14 protein-coding genes and 1 pseudogene are annotated in these 20,444 nt (G+C 67.6%); 5 read left to right on the forward strand and 10 right to left on the reverse strand.

Annotated elements, in window-relative coordinates; translation table 11 throughout:
• Positions 1 to 6 precede the first annotated feature (6 nt).
• A complete protein-coding gene (locus tag GNX95_RS44205) occupies positions 7 to 1,014 on the reverse strand; it encodes an FG-GAP repeat domain-containing protein (protein WP_425483892.1) in 1,008 nt (335 codons plus the stop codon).
• 12 nt (positions 1,015 to 1,026) lie between these two features.
• Positions 1,027 to 3,300, reverse strand: a pseudogene (locus GNX95_RS07005) (DUF2961 domain-containing protein); the annotation flags it as partial.
• Between the two features lie 223 nt (positions 3,301 to 3,523).
• Here GNX95_RS07005 and GNX95_RS07010 point away from each other — a divergent pair.
• The 4 genes from GNX95_RS07010 (at position 3,524) to GNX95_RS07025 (ending at position 9,365) form a co-directional block, all read left to right on the forward strand.
• Positions 3,524 to 4,585 carry an LCP family protein gene (locus GNX95_RS07010; RefSeq protein ID WP_163506301.1) on the forward strand — a complete coding sequence of 354 codons (1,062 nt, stop codon included), beginning with the start codon at positions 3,524 to 3,526 and terminating at the stop codon, positions 4,583 to 4,585.
• Positions 4,563 to 5,318: a peptidase M10A and M12B matrixin and adamalysin gene (locus tag GNX95_RS07015; protein WP_163506302.1), complete on the forward strand. Its 756-nt coding sequence runs from the start codon at positions 4,563 to 4,565 to the stop codon at positions 5,316 to 5,318. The genes GNX95_RS07010 and GNX95_RS07015 overlap by 23 nt, the downstream gene beginning before the upstream one ends.
• A 310-nt stretch (positions 5,319 to 5,628) precedes the next feature.
• Positions 5,629 to 6,660: a LacI family DNA-binding transcriptional regulator gene (locus GNX95_RS07020; RefSeq protein WP_163506303.1), complete on the forward strand. Its 1,032-nt coding sequence runs from the start codon at positions 5,629 to 5,631 to the stop codon at positions 6,658 to 6,660.
• A complete protein-coding gene (locus GNX95_RS07025; protein WP_163506304.1) occupies positions 6,657 to 9,365 on the forward strand; it encodes a discoidin domain-containing protein in 2,709 nt (902 codons plus the stop codon). The genes GNX95_RS07020 and GNX95_RS07025 overlap by 4 nt, the downstream gene beginning before the upstream one ends.
• A gap of 101 nt (positions 9,366 to 9,466) precedes the next feature.
• Here GNX95_RS07025 and GNX95_RS07030 read toward each other — a convergent pair whose 3' ends face one another.
• Positions 9,467 to 9,973 carry an NlpC/P60 family protein gene (locus GNX95_RS07030; RefSeq protein WP_163506305.1) on the reverse strand — a complete coding sequence of 169 codons (507 nt, stop codon included), beginning with the start codon at positions 9,971 to 9,973 and terminating at the stop codon, positions 9,467 to 9,469.
• A gap of 225 nt (positions 9,974 to 10,198) precedes the next feature.
• On the opposite strand from GNX95_RS07030, the gene GNX95_RS07035 reads away from it, so the two are divergent.
• Positions 10,199 to 12,964, forward strand: coding sequence for an AfsR/SARP family transcriptional regulator (locus tag GNX95_RS07035; protein ID WP_163506306.1), 2,766 nt, complete (start codon positions 10,199 to 10,201; stop codon positions 12,962 to 12,964).
• On the opposite strand, the gene GNX95_RS07040 is transcribed toward GNX95_RS07035, so the two are convergent.
• From GNX95_RS07040 to GNX95_RS07070, 7 genes are read right to left on the reverse strand one after another with little or no spacing between them, the layout of a single operon-like run.
• Positions 12,938 to 14,596 (reverse strand): hypothetical protein, encoded by a 1,659-nt coding sequence (locus GNX95_RS07040; RefSeq protein WP_163506307.1) that lies wholly within the window; start codon positions 14,594 to 14,596, stop codon positions 12,938 to 12,940. The genes GNX95_RS07035 and GNX95_RS07040 overlap by 27 nt on opposite strands.
• Positions 14,593 to 15,411, reverse strand: a complete 819-nt coding sequence (locus tag GNX95_RS07045) for a sugar phosphate isomerase/epimerase family protein (protein WP_163506308.1) — start codon at positions 15,409 to 15,411, stop codon at positions 14,593 to 14,595. The genes GNX95_RS07040 and GNX95_RS07045 overlap by 4 nt, the downstream gene beginning before the upstream one ends.
• Positions 15,408 to 16,550, reverse strand: a complete 1,143-nt coding sequence (locus tag GNX95_RS07050; protein WP_163506309.1) for a dihydrodipicolinate synthase family protein — start codon at positions 16,548 to 16,550, stop codon at positions 15,408 to 15,410. The genes GNX95_RS07045 and GNX95_RS07050 overlap by 4 nt, the downstream gene beginning before the upstream one ends.
• Positions 16,547 to 17,698 (reverse strand): Gfo/Idh/MocA family protein, encoded by a 1,152-nt coding sequence (locus tag GNX95_RS07055; protein ID WP_163506310.1) that lies wholly within the window; start codon positions 17,696 to 17,698, stop codon positions 16,547 to 16,549. The genes GNX95_RS07050 and GNX95_RS07055 overlap by 4 nt, the downstream gene beginning before the upstream one ends.
• On the reverse strand, positions 17,695 to 18,414 hold the full coding sequence (locus tag GNX95_RS07060; RefSeq protein ID WP_163506311.1) for a cupin domain-containing protein: 720 nt from the start codon (positions 18,412 to 18,414) through the stop codon (positions 17,695 to 17,697). The genes GNX95_RS07055 and GNX95_RS07060 overlap by 4 nt, the downstream gene beginning before the upstream one ends.
• Positions 18,411 to 19,355, reverse strand: a complete 945-nt coding sequence (locus tag GNX95_RS07065) for a DUF6807 domain-containing protein (RefSeq protein ID WP_163506312.1) — start codon at positions 19,353 to 19,355, stop codon at positions 18,411 to 18,413. The genes GNX95_RS07060 and GNX95_RS07065 overlap by 4 nt, the downstream gene beginning before the upstream one ends.
• Positions 19,352 to 20,434 (reverse strand): Gfo/Idh/MocA family protein, encoded by a 1,083-nt coding sequence (locus tag GNX95_RS07070; RefSeq protein ID WP_222853439.1) that lies wholly within the window; start codon positions 20,432 to 20,434, stop codon positions 19,352 to 19,354. The genes GNX95_RS07065 and GNX95_RS07070 overlap by 4 nt, the downstream gene beginning before the upstream one ends.
• Between the last annotated feature and the right edge of the window lie 10 nt (positions 20,435 to 20,444).

A 20,444-nucleotide genomic window follows, 5' to 3' on the forward strand; every position in this document is an offset into this window, starting at 1 on the left:
TGCGGGTCACGGCATGCGACGGCTCGGCTGTGGCCATTCGTCGTTGACGCAGAAGTGGTGGTGCCACAGCCATCCGTCGTCGGGGAACCTCGTTCCGTCCGAGTGCGAGACGTAGACGGCGCCAGTCGTGCCGCGGACGAAGGTGACGACGTCGGACTTGCCGTCACCGGTGAAGTCGCCGACACCGGGAATTTCCGTACCACCGGCGAAATGTGGACTCCACAGCTGACCGTTTCCGTTGAACCTGGTGCCGTCCGAGGTCGCCACGTACGCCTGACCGCCAGGCGTGAACGTGACGATGTCGTCGCGACCGTCGCCGGTGAAGTCGCCGACCGCAGGGGTTTCACCGCCGCCACCGAACGCGCCGTGCCAGAGCCAGCCGTTGCCGCTGAAATACGTGGCGTTGGACAGGGCCACGAAAACCGATCCGGTTCCGGCGGTTGGCGGCGTGGTGAACGTCGCGATGTCGTCCATGCCATCGCCGTTGAAGTCACCGGCGATCGGGATTTCTCCCGGCATGCCGAAGAAGTAGTGCCATTCCCAGCCGTTGCCGGCGAACGACGATCCGGTCGACAGAGCGACGTAGACGCGGTGCGTGTCGCGGTTCACCGTGGCGATGTCGTCCATGCCGTCGCCGTTGAAGTCGCCCACCAACGGGATTTCGGTGCCGAAACAGAAGGACGAGTGCCAGGAGGCGCCGAGCGCGAAGCCGGATCCGGTGGACAGGCCGACGTACACCTGACCCGCCCCGGCCGTGCCGGCGGTTCCTCTGGTGAAGGTCGCGATGTCCGCCTTACCGTCGCCGTTGAAGTCGCCGACCATCGGGATCTCGTTGTTGATGGCGAAAAAGTTCGTCTGCCAGGTGACGCCGTCGTCGATGAATCCGGAGCCGCTCGACCGCGAGACGTAAACTTTGCCACCAGTGGTCGAATCGCCGCGGGTGAAGCTCAACACGTCGTCTTTTCCGTCACCGTTGATGTCGCTGCGCAGCCGTTTCGTGGCTGTCGCCGACATCACCGACGACGCCGTGCCGGCATTGCCGGCGCCGTCGACCGCGACGACACGGTAGTAATACGTGGTGCCGGTGGTCACGCCTTGGTGGACGAAACTTGTCGTACGACTCGTGCCCAGCAGGGTCGAACCGCCGATCGGCACGTCCGGCGAGGTCGAGCCGTACACGCGATATTGCCGCACGACGGCATTGTCGAGCGGCTCCTTCCAGACCAGCCGGATCGCGTGCCGCGTGCCGGTGACCGCCAGGCCGGTCGGTGCCACCGGCGCGGTGGTGTCCGCGTACGGCGCGACGATCGAGTCCGCCGCATACCGGCTCGCGCTCCACGAGCCGTTCGGTGTGAGCGTCACGGTGATGCTGTTTTTGTTGGCTGTCAAGGCTGGCGGCAACGCGTACGTGTCGGCGAGCCACCGCTGTGTCGGATTTGCGAGCGGTTCCTGCCAGGTGCCGGCGGCTGCGCCGTCGACGCTGACCACCGCCGTTTGGTAGGAACTGTTCTGGTCGGACGTACGCCTCAGCAGCACGCCGGCATTGTTTTGGTCGATCTTGACGCTGAAGCTGATCGGACTGCTGGTCGCTCTCGTACGATCGGTGATCGGCAGGTTGTCGTCGTCACCTTCGTACTGGCTGCGCAAACTCGCCTCGGTCGCCGCGCTGTCGGCGTACGCGTGGTCGGCTCGGCTTTGCGCGTCGGTGGTGTCCACGACATCACCGCGGCGCAGGCTCACCGTCGGCCTGGTGTAAAGGAAAGCGGTCGAGCTGTAGGTCGCCGCGATGTCGTTGTTCTGGCCGTGTTCCATGCCGAAGCGCAGTGCCGTCTGGTAGTTCACCGCGTCGGCCAGCATGACCCGATAGACGGCGTCGGCGCAGTTGCCCGAGCAGTCGGTGCGGCCGGCCAGGTCGACGTGCCGAGGGTTTCCGGTGAACGCGTTGTGCGACTCGCCGCGGTTGAAATACCAGCCGGACTCGTAGAAATCCTCCGTACCCGTGCCGTAAAGCTGAGGACTCAACGAACCGTCGGTGTAGACGCGCTCATCTCCCTCGAAGTAGGTCTGTCCCGGCGTGGCGCCGCGGATCGTCTCGGCGACGCCGACGAACTTGCCGTGTCCGCTCTCGTCGGCGAACAGCCAGTCCTGGCCTGGTGTGGTGGCCGCGGATCGCGACCGTGCGGTGAAAAGTCCGGCGCTGCCGTTGGCGAGCGCGTCGGTCCACTGGCCGTCCGGCGCGTAGGTCACCTGCGTGTCCACTCCGGACACCGCCGAGCCGGTGGTGTTCACCAGGCTTATCGTGGCGTTGCTGGCGAACGGCATCGGCCACCAACACGAATACCAGCCGCCGGACGTGCTCTCGGAGGCGAACATCAACGCGCGTGCCGTGGACGCCCCCAGTCCGCTGCCGAAGAACTCCCCGACCGGAGAGTCCACTGTGGACTGTCCGTCGAAGCTGATCCGCAACCGCAGACCGGCCAGCACGGCCGGAGCCGCTACGCCGGGGAATCTCAGCCGCAGAGCCGAAACGCTGGCCGGGCCGGTCAGCTGCGCGACCGCCGTCGTGCCACCAGCGGGCACGTTGACCGTGCCGGTGATCGTCTGCGCGCCGGTCGCGGCCGGCTTCGGATCGCGAGTGCCGGCGGCGGTCAGCATCGACAGCACGTCCTGCGCCTGGTCCGTCCGATCGAACGTCGACACGCCGGCGCTGTCCGGGAAATGCTGGTAGTCGACGTGGTAATAGCCGGGCTGGTTGGTCGTACTGATCTGCATCGAGGACCGGTAGGTCATCGGCACCTTGACAAACACACCGCCCGACGACTGCGCGGCGTCCGCGACCAGCGGATAGACGAAAGGCGCACCGAGCTTGCCCTCGACGACGTCCTCGAACGGCGCGTCCAGCACGGTCACGCCGTCGAGGACGATCCGCAGGTTGCCGTCGTCGTACACCGGACCGCTTTCCGGCAGCGAGCGGTAAAAATGGGTCGACCAGATGGACGTGATCTCGCCCGGCCCGGTGTCCTCGGCCAGCACGCAGCCGGCGCCGCCGTTGCGCAGGCAGAAATGCGTGTCGCCGCCGTCGGCGACGTATCCCCGCCGGTCGAAGCTCGAATACTGCCGGCTCTGCACGCCTGAGGTGAGATAGGGCAACTGGTCCAGATGCCGGTAGGTGTCCCACCCGACCGGTCCCTTGGTGGCCAGTGTTGCCGCCGGTGTTGCCGCGGCGCTGCCGGCCGGCGTGACCGGTACGAGCAACAGGGCGGCAGTCGCGACGGCGGCTGCGGAACGGAACCAGCTCATCGATACGCTCCAGGTCGGCGGACCGAGAAAACGATTGCCGAGCGGCACCGTACGGTCAGACCCGGCACGCGTCAAGAGCGATTGGCCGATCAGCGACAAGTCCGCGATTTCGGCGGGAACCCCCGGATGGGGTCGGACGTCTTCAGAATGTCGCGCGCTGCCGGAAAATCGCCGGCGAAACCGATGGTTTGGTAAAGCATAGGCAACAAAGGAGTTGGCTAGGTTGACAGTCTACGGTTCGCCGCGGCAGAAAGACCGGCCCGGCAAGAAACGTTCGCCGCGGTGGGCCCGGATCGCGGTCGTGCTGGGAGTCGTCGTCCTCCTGTTCGGCGGCGGTGCGTACGCGGTCAACCTGGTCGCCGATCACTACGCCAACCAGGTCAAGAAGGACGACTTCCTGGCCGGCGTGCCACAAAACGAGCGCGCCAGCGAGCCGCCGTCCGGTGCGCCGGTGTCCGGTCCGATGAACATCCTGCTGCTGGGCTCGGACAACGCCGACAACTCGCGGGCCAAGTCGCAGGGAGTGGACGGACAGCGGTCGGACTCGATCGTGCTTTTCCACATCGACAAGACCTTCAGCCACGTGTACGCGTTTTCGATCGAGCGCGACTCCTACGTCCACATCCCGGCCGCGGGTTCGTGGCAGGGTGGCCGGACGAAGCTCAACGCGGCGCTGCAGTATGGCGGGCCGGCACTGGCCGTACGGACCGTGCAGGACCTGCTGGGGATCAAGATCGACCACGTCGTCGTGGTCAGTTTCGCCGCGCTGATCAAGGCGGTCGACGCGGTCGGCGGGGTGGACGTGTACGTCGACAAGACGACCTACGACGACCAGTTTCACCGCACGTGGACCAAGGGCTGGCACCATCTCAACGGCACCGACGCGCAGTTTTTCGTACGCCAGCGGCACGGCCTGGCCGGCGGCGACTACGACCGGATGAAGCGCCAGCAGCAGGTGATGCGCGCGCTGGTCAAGCAGGCCACGACGGCCGGTGTGCTGAGCAATCCGTACAAGCTCAACGATCTGATCCAGGCGGTCACGTCCGCGCTCGTGGTCGACAGCGGCATGCCGGTCAAGGACCTCGCCTTCGCGGCGCGCGGACTCGGCCTGAGTGCGGTCACCTTCAGCACGCTGCCGACCAGTGGCACGATGGTGATCGGCGGCACGGACTACGAGCGGGTGAACAAGGCGGCCAGTGAGGCGTTGGGAAAGGCGATCAGCAGCGACGACTTCACCGCCTATTTCAAGCAGTATCCGCCAAATGACGCTTCGCACGGCCTCTAGGCTCGCGGTTGTCCTTGGCGCGCTGCTGCTGGTCCTGATTGTGGTGGCGCCGTGGCCGGGGCAGACCGGAGCGGTGCCGGACGACGCGCAGTCGGTGCCGCTCGGCCATCCGGTGGCGCGGCCGGTCGCATCCGGGCCGTACGCGTTCACGCTCACCCAGGGCAGCGACTCGCGGCCGGTCGCCTATGACCCGTGCCGGCCGGTGCATTTCGTCGTCAACAACAGCAGGAAACCAGCCGCCGCGACCGCATCGCTGACGGCCGCGCTGACCCGGCTGCAGGCCGCCACCGGACTGGTTTTTCGTTACGACGGACCGACAACCGAGACCCCGGTGGCGCACCGTCCGGCGTACCAGCCGGGCCGCTACGGCAGTCGGTGGGCTCCGGTGCTGATCTCATGGTCCGACCCGGCGCACACCGCCGCGCTCGACGGCACCGTGATCGGCACCGGCTACAGCGACGCGTACGGTTCGCCGGGTGCGCGACGCTATGTGACTGGCGTCGTGGTGCTGGACGGGCCGCAGATTTCCCGGCTGCTCGGCACTTCCGGCGGCCGGAGCCGGGTGAGGGCGATCATCGAGCACGAGCTCGGCCACCTGGTCGGTCTGGCGCACGTCCACGACCCGCACGAGATCATGAATCCCGACGCGACCATCACCGCCACCGACTACGGCCCAGGCGACCTACGCGGACTGGCGCTGCTCGGCTCCGGCCCCTGCTATCAGGACACCTAACCGGATACGAGTCATGTCGGGCGCGCGTCAGCGCCACGCATACTTTAGCGCTAAATGCCCGCTTCCAGTGCTGGCGGTCACGCAGGCGTGAATGCCGTATTTCTCGCATCCAGCGCCAGTAACTCGACATTCACACCTCCAGCAAGCCTCACGCCATGACACCTTCCGAGCCGGTCCGCGTAACACTTGCTTAAAGCGGCTCGTACGCCGCTAACCATTGACTTGGCGGCCGATTGGTCCTAGCTTGCGGAAGCGCTTACGCATCCGGACCTGCGGAAGCGCTTACGCATCGGCGGTCGGAGGACATCGCATGGTGACCGTGTACGACGTGGCGACGACCGCTGGCGTGTCGATCGCCACGGTTTCCCGCGCGTTGAACGACCGTGGCCGCATCTCGGCCGCGACGCGCGCGCATGTGCTGGAGGTGGCCGGACAACTCGGCTACCAGCCGAACGACCTGGCTCGCGGCCTCGTCGGCATGTCCACCAAGACGATCGCCCTGCTCCTCCCCGACATCGCCAACCCGTATTTTCCAGAGCTGGTCAAAGGCGTGCAGACGGTCGCCGACGAATACGGCCACCTGCTGCTGCTTTGCCACGATGCCGACGATGAGAAGAAGGCGCTGGCCGACATCGCGACGCTGCGCCGCAAACAGGTCGACGGGATCATGTTGCCGTCGGGCACCCTGTCCGGCAGCCGGTTGGCGGCCGCCGTGGAGGGGCTGCCACTCGTCCTGCTCGACCGCACCGTACGGGGCGTGTCCGCAGCCCACATCTCCGTCGACAACCGCGCCGGCGCGCGAAACGCCGTACGCCATCTGCTCGACCTCGGTCACCAGCGGATCGCGCATGTCAGCGGACCGGCCGGGATCATCAGTGCCAGACAACGAAAAGCTGGCTGGGCCGACGCACTGCGCGAGGCCGGCCACGAGCCAACACTGGTGGAAACCGGCAACTTCCTCGAGGACGGCGGATACGCGGCGGCGCGTACGCTGCTCGCCGGAAACACCGACTTCACCGCGGTTTTCGCCGCCAACGACCTCACCGCGATCGGCGTGCTCGCCGCGTTTGCCGACGCGGGGCTGCGGGTTCCGCGGGATGTCAGCGTGGTCGGGTTCGACGGCCTCCAGCTCACCTCCTACCTGACCCCGAAACTCACCACGGTCGCGCAACCGATCGGCGACATCGGTCGCGCGGCAGCGACCCTGCTGCTCCAACAGATTTCCGGCGAGCTCACCGGCACGCCGCGCTCGGTCATCCTCCCCACCCACCTGCTGGTCCGGGACAGCAGCGGCCCGCCGCCGCGGCGACCGGTGACCAGCGGAAAGAAGGCTTTCCGATGAGATGGCTGATCCCCGCGCTGGCCGTGCTTCTGGTGTCCGGCATGGTCACCAACCCCGCGCCGTCCGCGGCCGCACCAGCCGGCCGGTTGACCGGCAGCGCGACGGCTTCGTCCGTCGCCGGCCCGGATTTCGTTGCTGACAAAGTAATCGACGACGATCCTCGCACCGGTTGGCAGGCCGGAGCAGGTGGCAGCCAGTGGCTGCGGGTCGACCTCGGCTGGCCGTACGCACTGACCTCGGTACGGCAGACGTTCGGCGCGATCGACCTCTGGACGTTCACCGTTTCGGGATCGCTGAACGGATCCGACTGGGTCACGCTGATGGACCGCTCGACCGGTCTCGCCGGCCAGACGTTCGCCACCAGCGTCAGCGGCACCTACCGGTACGTCCGCCTCACCGTCACCGGCGCCAAGCACGGACATCCCCCGTCCAGCAACGATTTCGTGCTGACCGGGTCGCGCGAGGCCGACATCGCGGCCGGTCGGCCAGTCGCCACCAGCAGCAACATTTCCGGTTACGAAGGCGGACACGCGGTCGACGGCGACACCTCCACCTACTGGTGCGCCGGCAGCGGGTCGCTGCCGCAGTGGCTCCAGGTGGATCTCGGCGCGCCGACCGCGATCACCGGCGTCGAGCAGGACTTCAAGGACTACGACCATGTCGCATTCGTCATCGAAGCGTCGAACGATCCTGACGCAAACTACGTTGCGCTCGTCGACCATCGGAGCGACAACAGCTATGGCCAGAGCTTCCGCGACGCTGTTTCCGGCACGTACCGTTTCGTCCGCCTCACCGTCACCGGCACCGAACACGGTCACTGGGCCGGAAGCACCGGCTTCAAGGTTTTCGCGCCGATCCACGACAATCCGGCGCCGCGCGACCTCGCCGTCGGCGCCGTCGCGACCTCGTCCTCGCTGAGTGTCGGCTACGAGCCGTGGCATGCCCTCGACGCGTCGACCGGCCACTCCTGGATCGCGGCCGATCCGGGCAGCACTTTCGGCGTGGGACCACAGAAGCTGACCGTCGATCTGGGCAATGCCAGCCGGCTCACCGGCATCGAGCAGGCGTTTCTCGACAACGACACCTGGCATTTCGTCCTGGACGGATCGTTGGACGGCACGACCTGGCAGCGGCTGGTCGACCACGGCTCGGGCGCGGCCGGACAGGTGTTCTCCGACCAGGTGTCCGGCACCTACCGGTACGTACGGCTGACCATCGCCGGGCCGTCCGACTCCGGCAAGCATTGGCCGTGCAGCCAGGAACTGAAGATTTTCGGCTTCGGATCACCGGTGGCCAACCGGCGCTGGGTCGAGCATTCCGGACCGGTCATGCGTTATTACCCGAAGCATTACGGCACCAAGCTGACCACGATCATCGGCCAGCTGGACGGCCTGCAAGAGCAGGGATACCAGGCGATCGAGGTCGCCGCGCCGTACGCCGGTCCGCGTACGCCGTGGGCCGGACTCGGCGCCACCGACAATTACGCCATCGACCCGTCGATCGGCACCATGGCCGATTTCGAGCAGCTCATCCGCGAAGTCCACAGCCGCGGCATGAAGATCAGCATGTTCGGCAACGTCGGCTACGCGAGCCCGCAGGCACCGTTCTGGTTGACAGCACAGGACGATCCCAACAGCGCCGAACGAAAATGGTTCGACATCGTGCCGGCCGACGGGCCAGCGAGTTGCGACGAGACGGCACATCGATGGTGGAGCGACCGGGCGCACGGCTGCTATTTCGCCTTCTGGACCGACCCCGCCGACGCCAACGCGCACATGCCCTCGTACAACTTCGCCAACCAGGAATGGCGCGACGAAGCGAGTCGTTATTTGGCATTCTGGATGAACAAGGGGCTCGACGGCTTCGGAATGGACGCGCCGCGCGCGTATCTCAACATCAACGACGACATCAGCAATCGCTATCTGACCAATGTCCTCAACAACTACAACGCGTGGACGTTGCCGGAGGGCCTGCAGGCCAGCGCCGACGGTCCTGGCGATCTGCTGAACGGCGTGCCCGGGCTGCATTACAACACGATCCAGGATCTTTACGTGAGCTGGTGGGGATGTGCCGATCCGTGCAGCCGCATCGTGCCGGCGATCAGGAATGGGGATCCGAGCCAGCTCGAGGATTTCTTCAAGGCCAGCCGCGACGCGATCAACCAGCAGGGCGGCGTGACGATGAGCATGCCGAGCTGGGACTCCGACATCAACCAGTCCGACGGCTCGACCGTGCCCGACCGCGTGCAGCCGGCGGACGTACGGTTGCTGGAAATGGCCACGATCGCCACGATGGGTGCGCAGTTTTATCTGCACAACGGCAATCACATGTATCTGCCGCAGGAGCGCACCATTCCGACCTGGACGGCCGACCAGCAGGCGATGGTCGGCAAGCTGCTCCGCGCGCAGAGCGACTATCCGGCGCTGGATCCGCGCGGCCTGCGCTGCCGGCTGCCGCTCGGCACCGACGACAGCCGGGCATACGCGTATCTGCGCACCGACAAGACCGGCGGCGTCCGCGCGATCGTCGTGCTGAACTTCCAGAACGCGCCGCTCACCGTGAAGGTGCCGGTCGGCAACGCCGGCATCGCCATCGGCCAGACGCCGGTCGACCTGATGGAAAACACGCCGGCGCCGCCGATCACCTCCAGCGACTACACCGTTTCGTTGCCGGCACGCGGCTTCACGATCCTGGCCGTACGCTGACCCGCCGGACGGACAGACCAGCGAAAACCCCTCTACCGGAGGTCGATCCGGTAGAGGGGTCAACCAGGCCTGGGCGTGCCTGGAAGCGGTGTTTCGCGCGGTCAGCTGCCGGTGATGTGCTTGTAGCGGTAGGGCTTGAAGGTGCCGTAGCCGGAGAAGTACGGGTAGGTGATCGTGCGGTGGTGGATGCCGCTGCCGGACAGCTCGTAGCCGACGTACGAGCTGTGCGCGCTGTTGGCCCACTTCTCGAAGATCGCCACGTGACCGGCGTTGCCCGGCGACTTGTTCAGCAGGATGTCACCGCGCTTCAGCTCACCCTTGGAGATGGCGTTGGAGATGCCCGGGAAACTCGGTGTGGTGAGGCCGGGCTTGGCCAGCCCCCACGTGTAGGAGACGTAGCCGGAGCAGTCGGTGCGATAGCCGTCGTGGCGGCCGCCCTGGTTGTACGTGACGTGGTCGTTGACCCATTTCTGGGCTCGCGAGATGACCGTCGCGCGGGACACCGCGGCGTCGGCGGCCGGGCTGACCGCGCTGATCACGCCGGCGGACACCGCGAGCGTGACGCCGGCGACGGCCAGCCGGCCGAGGACCCGCCTACTGATCTTCATCTGAGCCGTTCTCCTCTCGCTGGGTGATCGGTGAAGCGCTTACAGCTAAGCCGGCTCGGATACAAATTTCCTACAAAATTCGACCATCATGATTAATTCCCACGTTTACCAGGCGTAGTTTGGTCAATAACCCGGCAAGCTTGTGCGAGCCGGGTACCGTTTGCACCGAACGCCAGCTTTGCCGGTCCGAGCAGGGACTTTCCACGCCAACCGGGGTGAGCAGCTGTGGTCGATCAGAATGCTCAGCGTCTGCGGTTCCAGGTCCTGGGACCGCTGGAGGTCAGCCGCGCCGGTGCGGCCGTCGAGATCAGCGGCGACAAGGCGCGTCGCCTGCTGGCGACGTTGCTGCTCCAGCCGCGACACACGGTGTCCACCGACGTGCTGGTCGACGTGCTGTGGCCGTCGTCGCCGCCACGGTCGGCGGTCGCCAACCTGCGCACGTACGTGAGTTCACTGCGTACGCGGCTCGGTGGCGGCTCGCTGCAGACGCGGTCGTCCGGCTATCGGATCGAGCTCGACGACGACCAGAGCGACCTGCTGACCTTCGAACGCCTGGTCGCCGAGGCGCAGCGCGGCGACCCGTGCGACGCGATCACGCTGCTCGACGAGGCCAACCACCTCTGGCGCGAGGAGCCGCTGGCCGACCTCGTGCACGCGCCGGAGTGGGAGCTCACGCTGAGCCGGCTGCGCGCGCTCCGGCTGGAGGCCGAGGAGCTCCGGCTCGGCGCCCTGGTCACCCTCGGCCGGCCGGCGCAGGCCGTCGCCGACCTGCGTACGCTCGTCGGCCAGCATCCGCTCCGCGAGCAGCTGTGGTTTGAGCTGGTACGCGCGTTGCACGGCGCCGGCCGGCGCGCCGAGGCCCTGCAGGCGTACGCGGACGCCCGACGCGTGCTGGTCGACGAGCTCGGCATCGATCCCGGGCCGGCGCTGCGCTCGCTGCAGCAGGTCGTGCTCGCCGACACCGACACCGGCCCGGCAGCGCCGGTCGACCTCGGCACCGCGAGGATCTTCCAGACGCCACCGGACTGCGCCGACTTCACCGGCCGCGAGGCGGAGACCGAGCGGCTGGTGCGCGCGTACGAGTCGACCGCGTTGGCGCTGGTCACCGGCCCGGCCGGCGCCGGCAAGTCGACGCTGGCCATCCGTGCGGCGCACCGGCTGCGCGACCGCTTCCCCGGCGGTCAGGTCTATGTCGACTTCGCCGGCTCCGCCGACGTGGCCGGACCGCTCGGCGAGACCCTCGGCGCGCTCGGCGTGCCGGCCGCGCAGCTGCCGGCCGGACTCGCCGGGCGTACGGCGCGGTATCGGTCGCTGCTGGCCGACCGGTCCGTACTCGTCATCCTGGACAACGTCACCGCCGCCGAGCAGGTGACCGCCTTCCTGCCGGGCACCGCCGGCAGCGCCGCGCTGGTCACCAGCCGCCACCACCTGCCGAGCCTGGCCGGCGTACGCCGGTTGTCGTTGGCACCGTTGAGCGCGGCCGACGCGACGCGGATGTTTGCCACGCTGGTCGGCGCCGACCGCATCGAGGCCGAGCCGGCCAGCGCGCGGAACATCGTCGCCGAGTGCGCCGGGCTGCCGCTCGCGATCCGCACCGCCGCCGCCAACCTGACCGCGCAGCCATACCGTCCACTGTGGTCGGTCGTCGGCGACAACCTGCAGGCGGCCGCGGACGGCGTACGCGCGAGCCTGGACGCGGACGTACGGCGGCTACCGGCCGGTGCGCTCGAGACGCTGGCCGCGCTGGCCGACCTGGACACGGGTGCCGTGCCGGACTGGGCCGTCGGGGCGCTCTCCGACGGATCCGGCCTGCTCGACCAGGCCGTCTGCGCCGGCCTGCTGCAGCCGGCCGGCACCGACGCGCTCGGCGTGCCGACGTACGAGATTTCCGCGCTGGTGCGGCAGTTTCTCGGCCAGCCGGTCGCCTCGCGCGCCGCGATCGAACGGCTCGCCGGCGGCTGGCTGAGCCTGATCTCGCACGCCACCGACACCCTGCCGCCGACGTTTTTCCGCGTAGTGCCCGGCAATCACTGGAAGCCGGCGGCACCGGTCGTCGACCGCGCGCGCCGGCATTCGTTGCGGTGGCTGGAAGCCGAGCGCGGCCGGCTGGTCGAGATCACCGAACGCGCGGCCGAGGCCGGCGCCGCAGAGGTGGCGGTCGAGCTGGCCGTCGGACTGGCCTCCTACTTCGAGCTGCGCGCCAACGCCGACGACTGGCGCCGTACGCACGTGGCCGCGCTGGCCGCCGCCGAGGCCGCGGACGACCGGCGTGGCCAGGCCCGGGTGTTGCGCGGTCTCGGACAGCTGGACATCTACGCCGACCAATACCGTGCGGCGACTCGGAAATTCCACCGGTCGCTCCGGCTTTTCCACCAGGTGGGCGACATCGACGGCGCGGCGGCCGCGTTGTCCGGGCTCGGCGCGACCTGCCACTACAACCACGACGACGCACGCGCGCTGGAGTTCTACCAGCAGGCGCTGAAACTGTACGAGGAATGCGGCGACGCCAACGGTGTGGCCTACGCGCTGGGAGCCATCGGCCTGGTCCGGATGCGGTCCGGTCCGGCCACCGCACGCCGCTGGCTCGAGCAGGCGCGGCACGAGGCAGGTGCGGTCCGCGACCACAACCGGTCGGCGCAGCTGTTCATCAAGTTTGGCCTGCTGGCCGAACATCAGGGACAGCCGGACACCGCCGCCGGCTTCCACGAGGACGCGATGGCGATTTTCGCCAATGTCGGCAACGAACTCGGCCTCGCCAACACCAAGTTGCATCTCGGCCGGCTGTGCGCGGCACGCGGCACTCCTGGACCGGCGATCGCTCTCCTGGAGGACACGCTTGCGACCTACCGCAACATCGGCGACCGGCGTTCCGAGGTCGACGCACTGACCTTGTTGAGCGATCTCAACGAATCCGAGCACCGGCCAGGTCCGGCGTGGCGCTATCGGCAGCGCGCCGCGCAGCTGTCACGCACGCTCGCCGCCTGCTCCTGAGAACCGTACGACCACCATGCCGTCGGCGTCCGGCAACGCCTCGAACGTGGTCGTGCCGCGCATCGCGTCCCAGCCGGCCTGCGGATTCGGCACACCCCACGGGTCGAACACCGTCGAGACGGTCAGCGAATACGGCTCCATCAGCAGGTCGCGGCTGGCCGCCGAGTTGAAATAGTCCATGCCGGCCGCGGCGTTCGTCACCCGGATCCGGCCGCGGATTTCCAGCTCTCCGGCGCGTACGATGCTGCCTTCCAGCGATCGGCCGGCCTCCCCCAGATCCAGCTCCACGCCGTCCACCGTGACGCTGGTGACCTTACGCCCCGCGCTCAGGTAAGGCAGGCCGAGCGGCAATGGTGCGTCCACCGTGGACACAATGACCAGACTGGCTCCATCGCAAATATAGGCCCTGGGTCCGACGAGTTTTATCGCGTACGGACCGCGGTTGAGTTCCATCGACGCCGCCGCCGGTATGGCCGTGGTCGTACGGATGATCTCGGTCCGGCCGATGCTCACCAGGTAGGGCGTCAGCGACTCGTCGAACACGATCGACACGTTTCCCTTGCGCAGCTTGAAACGCGTGTTCTCCTCGCGGCCAATCGGCCACCAGTCCTGCCGGTGCTCCATCAGCCAGATCGTGGTGAACGCGAAATGGCCGGTCGGCACGCCATCCGCCGTGTCCATGTGAAACGCACGCCGGCTGTCGGTCAGATAGCGACCGAGGTCGTCGCCGAGCGCGTTGCTCCAATAGCGCAAACCGAGAACGCTCGGCGAGTTGTCGCGTTCCTCGTTGTGCCGTGCGCCGCCGTAGTCGAAGCCGCTGACAGACATCCGCAGGTTGAGGTAACGCGCATGTTCTTTGGCGTCTTCGAAGAAAGTCTCGTCGCCGGTGACCAGATAGGCCTCAGTCACGAACGTCAGCGCGATCGCGCCGTAGTTCTGGTCGAACCCGCCTGAGTGCTCCTGAAAATACGTGTAGCCACGGTCGGTCGCGCGGGTTGGCCTGATTTTGGTCGCGTACAATTCCTTCGCCGCACGCTTCATCTCCGCGTCATCGGTCAACGCGCCGAGTTGGTGCCCGGCGATCACGCAGGCGATGGCCTGATTGCTGGCATCCTGCGGATCGAATGCGGTGATTTCGGTGCACCAGCGCCAATACGACCGGCCGAGATCGACCAGCGCCTCGCGCTCGGCCGCCGTCGCCAGGCCGTCGCCAAACCGGAGGACGTTCACGACGTGCAGCAGGGCCCACACGGTCGTCGGCCAGTCGCCGCCAGGGATCCGGCCAGGTGTCAACGTATAGCGTGCATGCGCCTCGCCGCTGCCGCCGACGCGCAGATACGGCGTGCCGGGGTTGTCCGTACGAAAGACGCGGCGCGCCAGGTGGAAGGCCAGGCCACGGCGAGCGGGCTCGACGTACGACTGGTCGCCGAAGCGGTGCCAGCCATACGCCAACAGCGAAACGACGCCCAGCGTGTTGTCACCGACATCGAGTTCGCGGCCGTCCACATCGAAACTGCCATCGACCGACTGCCGCTCGATCGCCAACCGTAGATGATCGATGAGCAGCCGATCCAACTCGTCCGCGCTGTTCGGGCTCTCCGCGATCGGCGCGTCGAGTGGCGAGCTGGTCAAGACGGCTTTCCCACACAGGCCGGAAAACGCTCAGCGATCTCGGCCACCACCTCGGCGCCGTCACGCCGCCACAGCTCGTCGTTGAAGATCTCCACCTCGATCGGTCCGTCGTAGCCGGCCGACTCCACCACGGCCGTGAACGCCGGAAAATCGACACAACCATCGCCGATCTGCCCGCGCCCGGTCAGCACACCGGCCGGCAGCGGCGTGATCCAGTCGGCCAGTTGGTATGTCGCGATCCGGTCACCCGCACGCGAAATCCCGGTCGCCAGCTCCGGGTCCCACCACAGATGATAGGTGTCGACGCAGACACCGACCTGGTCGACCGGAAACCGCTCGGCGATCTCCAGCGCCTGCGCCAATGTCGAGACCACACACCGGTCAGAGGCGAACATCGGATGCAACGGTTCGACCGCCAACTTCACCCCGCGCTCCGCCGCGTACGGCGCCAACTCGGCGATCGCGTCCACCACCCGCTGCCGCGCGCCAACCAGATCTCGATCCGGCATTCCGCCGGAGACCAACACCAGAATCGGCGCGCCGAGCGCGGCCGTCTCATCGATCGCCGCCCGATTGTCGTCAAGCGCTCGCCGGCGCGTTTCTGGCTCCACAGCGGTGAAAAAGCCGCCGCGGCACAGGCTCGTCACGCTGAATCCCGCGTCCGCGAACAGCCGTGCCGACCGTTCCAGGCCATATTCCGCCACCGGCTCGCGCCACAGACCGACCTTGTCGACGCCGACAGCTGCGCACGCCTTCACCAGCTCCGGCAACGAAAGCTGCTTCACCGTCTGCTGGTTGATGGACAGCCGGCTCACTGGTCGACTCCGGCCAGCGCCAGGAAGGACCGTACGCGCGCGGCTGCCTGCTCTGGCTCAGGAAACAGGCCGAGTTGGTCGGCCAGGACGTACGCGCGCGCCAGATGTGGCACCGATCGCGCCGTCTCGTAACCACCGACCATCCGCGGCGTCTGCTGGAATCCGGCCAGCCATGCCAGAAAAACCACGCCGGTCTTGTAGAACCGTGTCGGCGCACCGAAAAGATGCCGCGACAGCTCGACAGTCGGGTCCAGCAGCTGCCGCAGCTCCGGCAGGTTGCGTACGGCCTGCGACGCGATCGGTGCCAGTGGGTCGAAAATGCCGAGCAACGCGTCGGAATGGCCGTGCTCGTCGCCGGCGACCAGCTCCGGGTAATGGAAGTCGTCGCCCGAATAGCACCGTACGCCCGCCGGCAGCCGCCGTCGTAATGCCACCTCGCGACCGGCGTCGAGCAGCGAGACCTTGACGCCGTCAATCGAGCCGGCGTGCGCCGCGATCAGCTCCACCAGCGTGTCGGTCGCCGCGTCGAGGTCGTCACTTCCCCAGTATCCGGCCAAAGCCGGGTCGAACATCGGTCCGAGCCAGTGCAGGATCGCTGGCCGGCCGGTCTGCGACAGCACCTCACCGTAGACCTTCTGGTAGTCCTCGGCACCGGTCGCGGCGGCCGCGAGCGCGCGGCTCGCCATCACGATCGGCTGCGCGCCGGCCTCCTCCGCCACCGCCAGTTGTTCCAGATATGCGGCGGAAATCTGCTCGATCGTGGCCGGTCCGTCCAGTTGGTCGGTGCCGACTCCGACGGCGATCCGGCCACCGGCAGCGGCGGCGGCGGCGCCACTGCGGCGGATCAGCTCGGCGGCGGCCGGCCAGTCCAGCCCCATGCCGCGTTGCGCGGTGTCCATCGCCTCGGCGACGCCGAGGCCGTACGACCAGAGATGGCGCCGAAAAGCCAACGTCGCGTCCCAGTCGAGCGCGGCCGGCTGGCCGGGCGTGTTGTCCGCCAACGGATCCGCGACGACGTGCGCCGCCGCGAACACGACGCGCTCGGTCAGCGGCGCACCGCTCGGCGCGGCGACGCGTCCGGTTTTCGCCGGCTCGTACGCGACAACGCCACCGTCGGCCGTGGGGATGCGGACCGTCACAGGGTCAGCTCCGGCACCTCAAGCCGGCGGCCTTCCGCGGCGGCGCGCAGACCAAGCTCGGCCAGCTGCAGTCCACGGGCACCGGAAAGCAGGTCGTGCGTCCACTCACCGTCGGCGTACACGTGCCGGAGAAACTGCTCCCACTGGATTTTGAAGCCATTGTCGAAAACCGTGTTGTCCGGCACCTCCTGCCACTGCGACCGGAAGTCCATCGGCGTCGGCATGTCCGGGTCCCACACCGGCATCGGAGTCGCCGACCGGTGCTGCGCGCGGCACCGCCGCAGTCCGGCCACCGCGCTGCCTTCGGTGCCGTCGACCTGAAACTCGACCAGCTCGTCGCGGTTCACGCGTACCGTCCAGGACGAGTTGATCTGCGCGACAATGTCGTTGTCCAGCTCGAAAATCGCGTACGCGGCGTCATCGGCGGTGCCGTCGTACGGCCGGCCGTTCTCGTCGACCCGGTCCCTGATGCCGACCCGATGAGTGGCCTGCACGGTCTTGATGGGACCGAAAATGCCGCGCAACACGTAGTCCCAGTGCGGAAACATGTCGAGCACGATCCCGCCGCCGTCCTCGGCGCGGTAGTTCCACGACGGCCGGTTCGGCGGCTGCCAGTCGCCTTCGAAGACCCAGTAGCCGAACTCGCCGCGTATCGACAGGATCCGCCCGAAGAAGCCGCCGTCCACCAGCCGCTTGAGCTTGCGCAGGCCTGGCAGGAAAAGCTTGTCCTGGACGACACCTGACTTGATGCCGGCGCCGGCGGCCAGCCGAGCCAGCTCCAGCGCCGACTCCAGGTTGGTCGCCGTCGGTTTTTCGCAGTAGACGTGCTTTCCCGCAGCGATCGCCGCGCGTACGGCCGGCTCGCGCGCCGAGGTCACCGCCGAGTCGAAGTAGATGTCCACGCTGTCGCTGGACAACGCCTCGTCCAGGCTGGTCGTCCAGCGTTCCAGCTTGTGCTGCTCGGCCATCCGGCGCAGCTTGGCCTCGTCGCGGCCGATCAGGATCGGCTCCGGCATGAGGATCGTGCCGTCCGGCAGCTCCAGTCCGCCGGCGTCGCGGATCGCCAGGATCGACCGGACCAGATGCTGGCGATAGCCCATCCGGCCGGTCACGCCGTTCATGGCGATTTCCACGGTCCGTGTCGTCATTGTCCACTCCCCGCGCTTGTCTTCTCGACCGGCTCGAAACGTTCCAGCCGGCCGCACATCCCCCACGCCTGCGTCGGTTGTCCACTGTAGACGTCCGCATCGACCAGATGGCTGACATCTCCACCGGCCAACGCATCCAGCTGGCGTCCGGTGCTCTCGGCCGCGGCCAATGGTCCGTCGCGCCAGATGCCACGCCACTGGGCGATCTTCGGCGCGACCAGCGCGCCGGCGGCTCGGTGGAAGGCGGCCAGGTCCTCGGCGCTGCCGTCGACCAGGGCGGCAAATCCTTTCAGTGCGAGGTCACGACGCTTTCGCACTGATTCCTCCGGTCGCAAAGCGTCCACAGTGGACGCTGCCGCGTACGCATCCTGATCGGCCAGGACCGCCGGTGGAAAGGTGAAGACCGCGTCGCCCGACTCCGGCAATCCGGCATTTTGCATCATCACGACGATCCGCAGGTCGCCTTCGTTGATCAGCCGGTGGATCGTGCCGGGGCTAAACCAGACGACGTCACCGGCCGACAGCGATGTGTTCCGGAATCCGCGCGCTGTCAGCGTTTGCACGGCTCCGCTGCCTCCGACGACCGCGTACGCCTCCGTGCAGGCGAGGTGCATGTGCGGTGAGCCGCCGCACAAAACGTCGCCACCAGCGCGTGCCGGCCAGTCGTACACCCGCAGGTTCGAGATGCCGATCGCGCCAGGCAGGGCGCCGGTCATCGCCGGTCTCCCCCGGCCGGCAACGGAAACTCCTTGCGGAACGCCTCGATGCCGTCGCGATCCCAGCCACCGGCGCGGATCACCACCCGCCACGACCGCCACAGCACGGCGCCGGGCGACAGCGCGATCTCCTCGTCGAAGGCCAGCGACGGGTTGGCGATCGGAAACGGCTCGGTGCGTACGAACCACTTCGACGGCGCTCCCTCGACCGCGTGGTTTCCCGGATAGTGCTCGAAAAGCAGCGTCGACACCGAGTCGACGTCGTCATGTTTGCCCACGAACGCAAGCCAGTCCCCTGGCTGGCCCATCATCTCCGGGCCGCCCTGCTCGCCGGCGCCGAGCACCTCGCCGCCGGTGAAGGCACGCGGTCCGCGCCACGCCAGGCCGCTGTAGCCGGCCATCGGCCGGCCGGCGGTGGTCGGACTGCCGATCAGCAGCGGCGCATCGCGCAGGTTGGTGATGGCCGTACGCCAGTGGATCGACCAGGTCCGATGCTCCGGAAACACCTCGCCGACGGCGATTTCCCTGACCTCGCTGGCCCATTGCTCACCGGCGGCGGTCTGCCAGCGCAGCCTTTCGGTGAACTCCAGCGAGGTTTCCCGGACATCGATGACATCGAAGCCAAGATGCCGCATCGAGCCGACGATGTCCGGCAGATACTGATAGCCCTCGCCGTGCACGTAGCTGTTGCCACCCCAGAAGTTGTGGCCGCTCAGATGCGAAACCGCGAACTGCAGGCCCTTGTGCCACCGATGGTCGTGCGGCCGATAGCCGGTGACCAGGTCGCCGGCGAGCGTACGCAACGGATGTGCGTAAGGTTTCTGGCCCTCGTACGCGTCAGGATCGCCTGGATAGACGTAACGAAAGATCTCCAAGCCGCCGGTCGAGACCGCGATCGACTCGCCGTGCGTGTGGACGACCTGGATCGCGCTGGCTGTCACGAGAACGCCTTTCCGTTCATCGACTGGTAATACGGATGGCCCGGGCCGATCTCCCCGCGCCGCACCGGCAGGCCGGTGTCGGCCGACGCGTACATCGCGGTGATCAACTCCAACGCGGCGCGACCGCTCGCCCCACCGGTCACCGGCCGCTCACCGGCTCGCATGCTGGCCACGACGTCCTGCAGCGCGGCGAAATGCGAACTGCGTACGTCGTCGGCCGGCGGCCACGCCTTTTCCACCGCTGTCCGCGGTTCTTTGGCCGGCGTGAACCGCCAATGCGAGTTGTCATAGCCGTACAGATGGCTCAGCTCCACCGTCGCGTCGCGGAAGTCGAAGCGCAGATAGCTTTCCTCGCGCGGCGACAATGCGCTGGTGACAATGCTCGCCATCGTGCCGCGTTCGAAGCGTACGGAGGCCATCGCGACATCGTCCGTCTCGATCTGGCGCGCCAGTGTGCCTGTCATCGCGCGGATTTCCGACCAGTCGCCGAGCACCGTCAGCATCAGGTCGATCTGGTGGATCCCCAGGGCCATCGACGGGCCGCCGCCCTCGGTCTCGAACTTTCCGCGCCACGGCACGGCAAAGTATGCGTCGTCACGAAACCAGGTCGTCTGGCACAACGCGACGTGCGGCTCGCCGAGAGCATTTGTCCGTACCAGCTCGGCAAGGTGCCGCGTGCCCGAGCCGTACCGTTGCTGGAAGACGATCGACGCGTACGGCCCCGTCTCGCCTTGCGCGGCCATCATCGCGTCGTATTCGGACAGCGACCGCGCCGGCGGTTTTTCGCACCAGACCCAGGCTCCGGCGCGCAGACCGGCGATCACGTGTTGGCTGTGCAGGCCCGGCGGCGAGCACACGACGACCAGGTCCGGCTCGGTTTTCGCCAGCAGCGCGTCAACATCGGCATCGGTCTGCGGAATCTTCCATTTCTCCGCGAAAGCGGCCAGCGCCTCCTCGTTCACGTCGGCCGCACCGACCACCACGGCGTCACCCAACCGTTGCAGCGACGGCATGTGCGCACCCACGGCGATCTTGCCGGCGCCGATCACCACGACGCGTATCTGCTTGTCAGCCGGCACGTTCCGTCGC

This window comes from Fodinicola acaciae, from assembly GCF_010993745.1.
GTDB lineage: Bacteria > Actinomycetota > Actinomycetes > Mycobacteriales > HKI-0501 > Fodinicola > Fodinicola acaciae.

Bases quoted from the DNA above. Each gene is read 5' to 3' on its own strand.
- GNX95_RS44205 (WP_425483892.1), bottom strand. From the start codon at position 1,014: ATGTCGGCGACAGCCACGAAACGGCTGCGCAGCGACATCAACGGTGAC.
- GNX95_RS07015 (WP_163506302.1), top strand. From the start codon at position 4,563: ATGACGCTTCGCACGGCCTCTAGGCTCGCGGTTGTCCTTGGCGCGCTG.
- GNX95_RS07020 (WP_163506303.1), top strand. From the start codon at position 5,629: ATGGTGACCGTGTACGACGTGGCGACGACCGCTGGCGTGTCGATCGCC.
- GNX95_RS07025 (WP_163506304.1), top strand. From the start codon at position 6,657: ATGAGATGGCTGATCCCCGCGCTGGCCGTGCTTCTGGTGTCCGGCATG.
- GNX95_RS07030 (WP_163506305.1), bottom strand. From the start codon at position 9,973: ATGAAGATCAGTAGGCGGGTCCTCGGCCGGCTGGCCGTCGCCGGCGTC.
- GNX95_RS07055 (WP_163506310.1), bottom strand. From the start codon at position 17,698: ATGACGACACGGACCGTGGAAATCGCCATGAACGGCGTGACCGGCCGG.
- GNX95_RS07060 (WP_163506311.1), bottom strand. From the start codon at position 18,414: ATGACCGGCGCCCTGCCTGGCGCGATCGGCATCTCGAACCTGCGGGTG.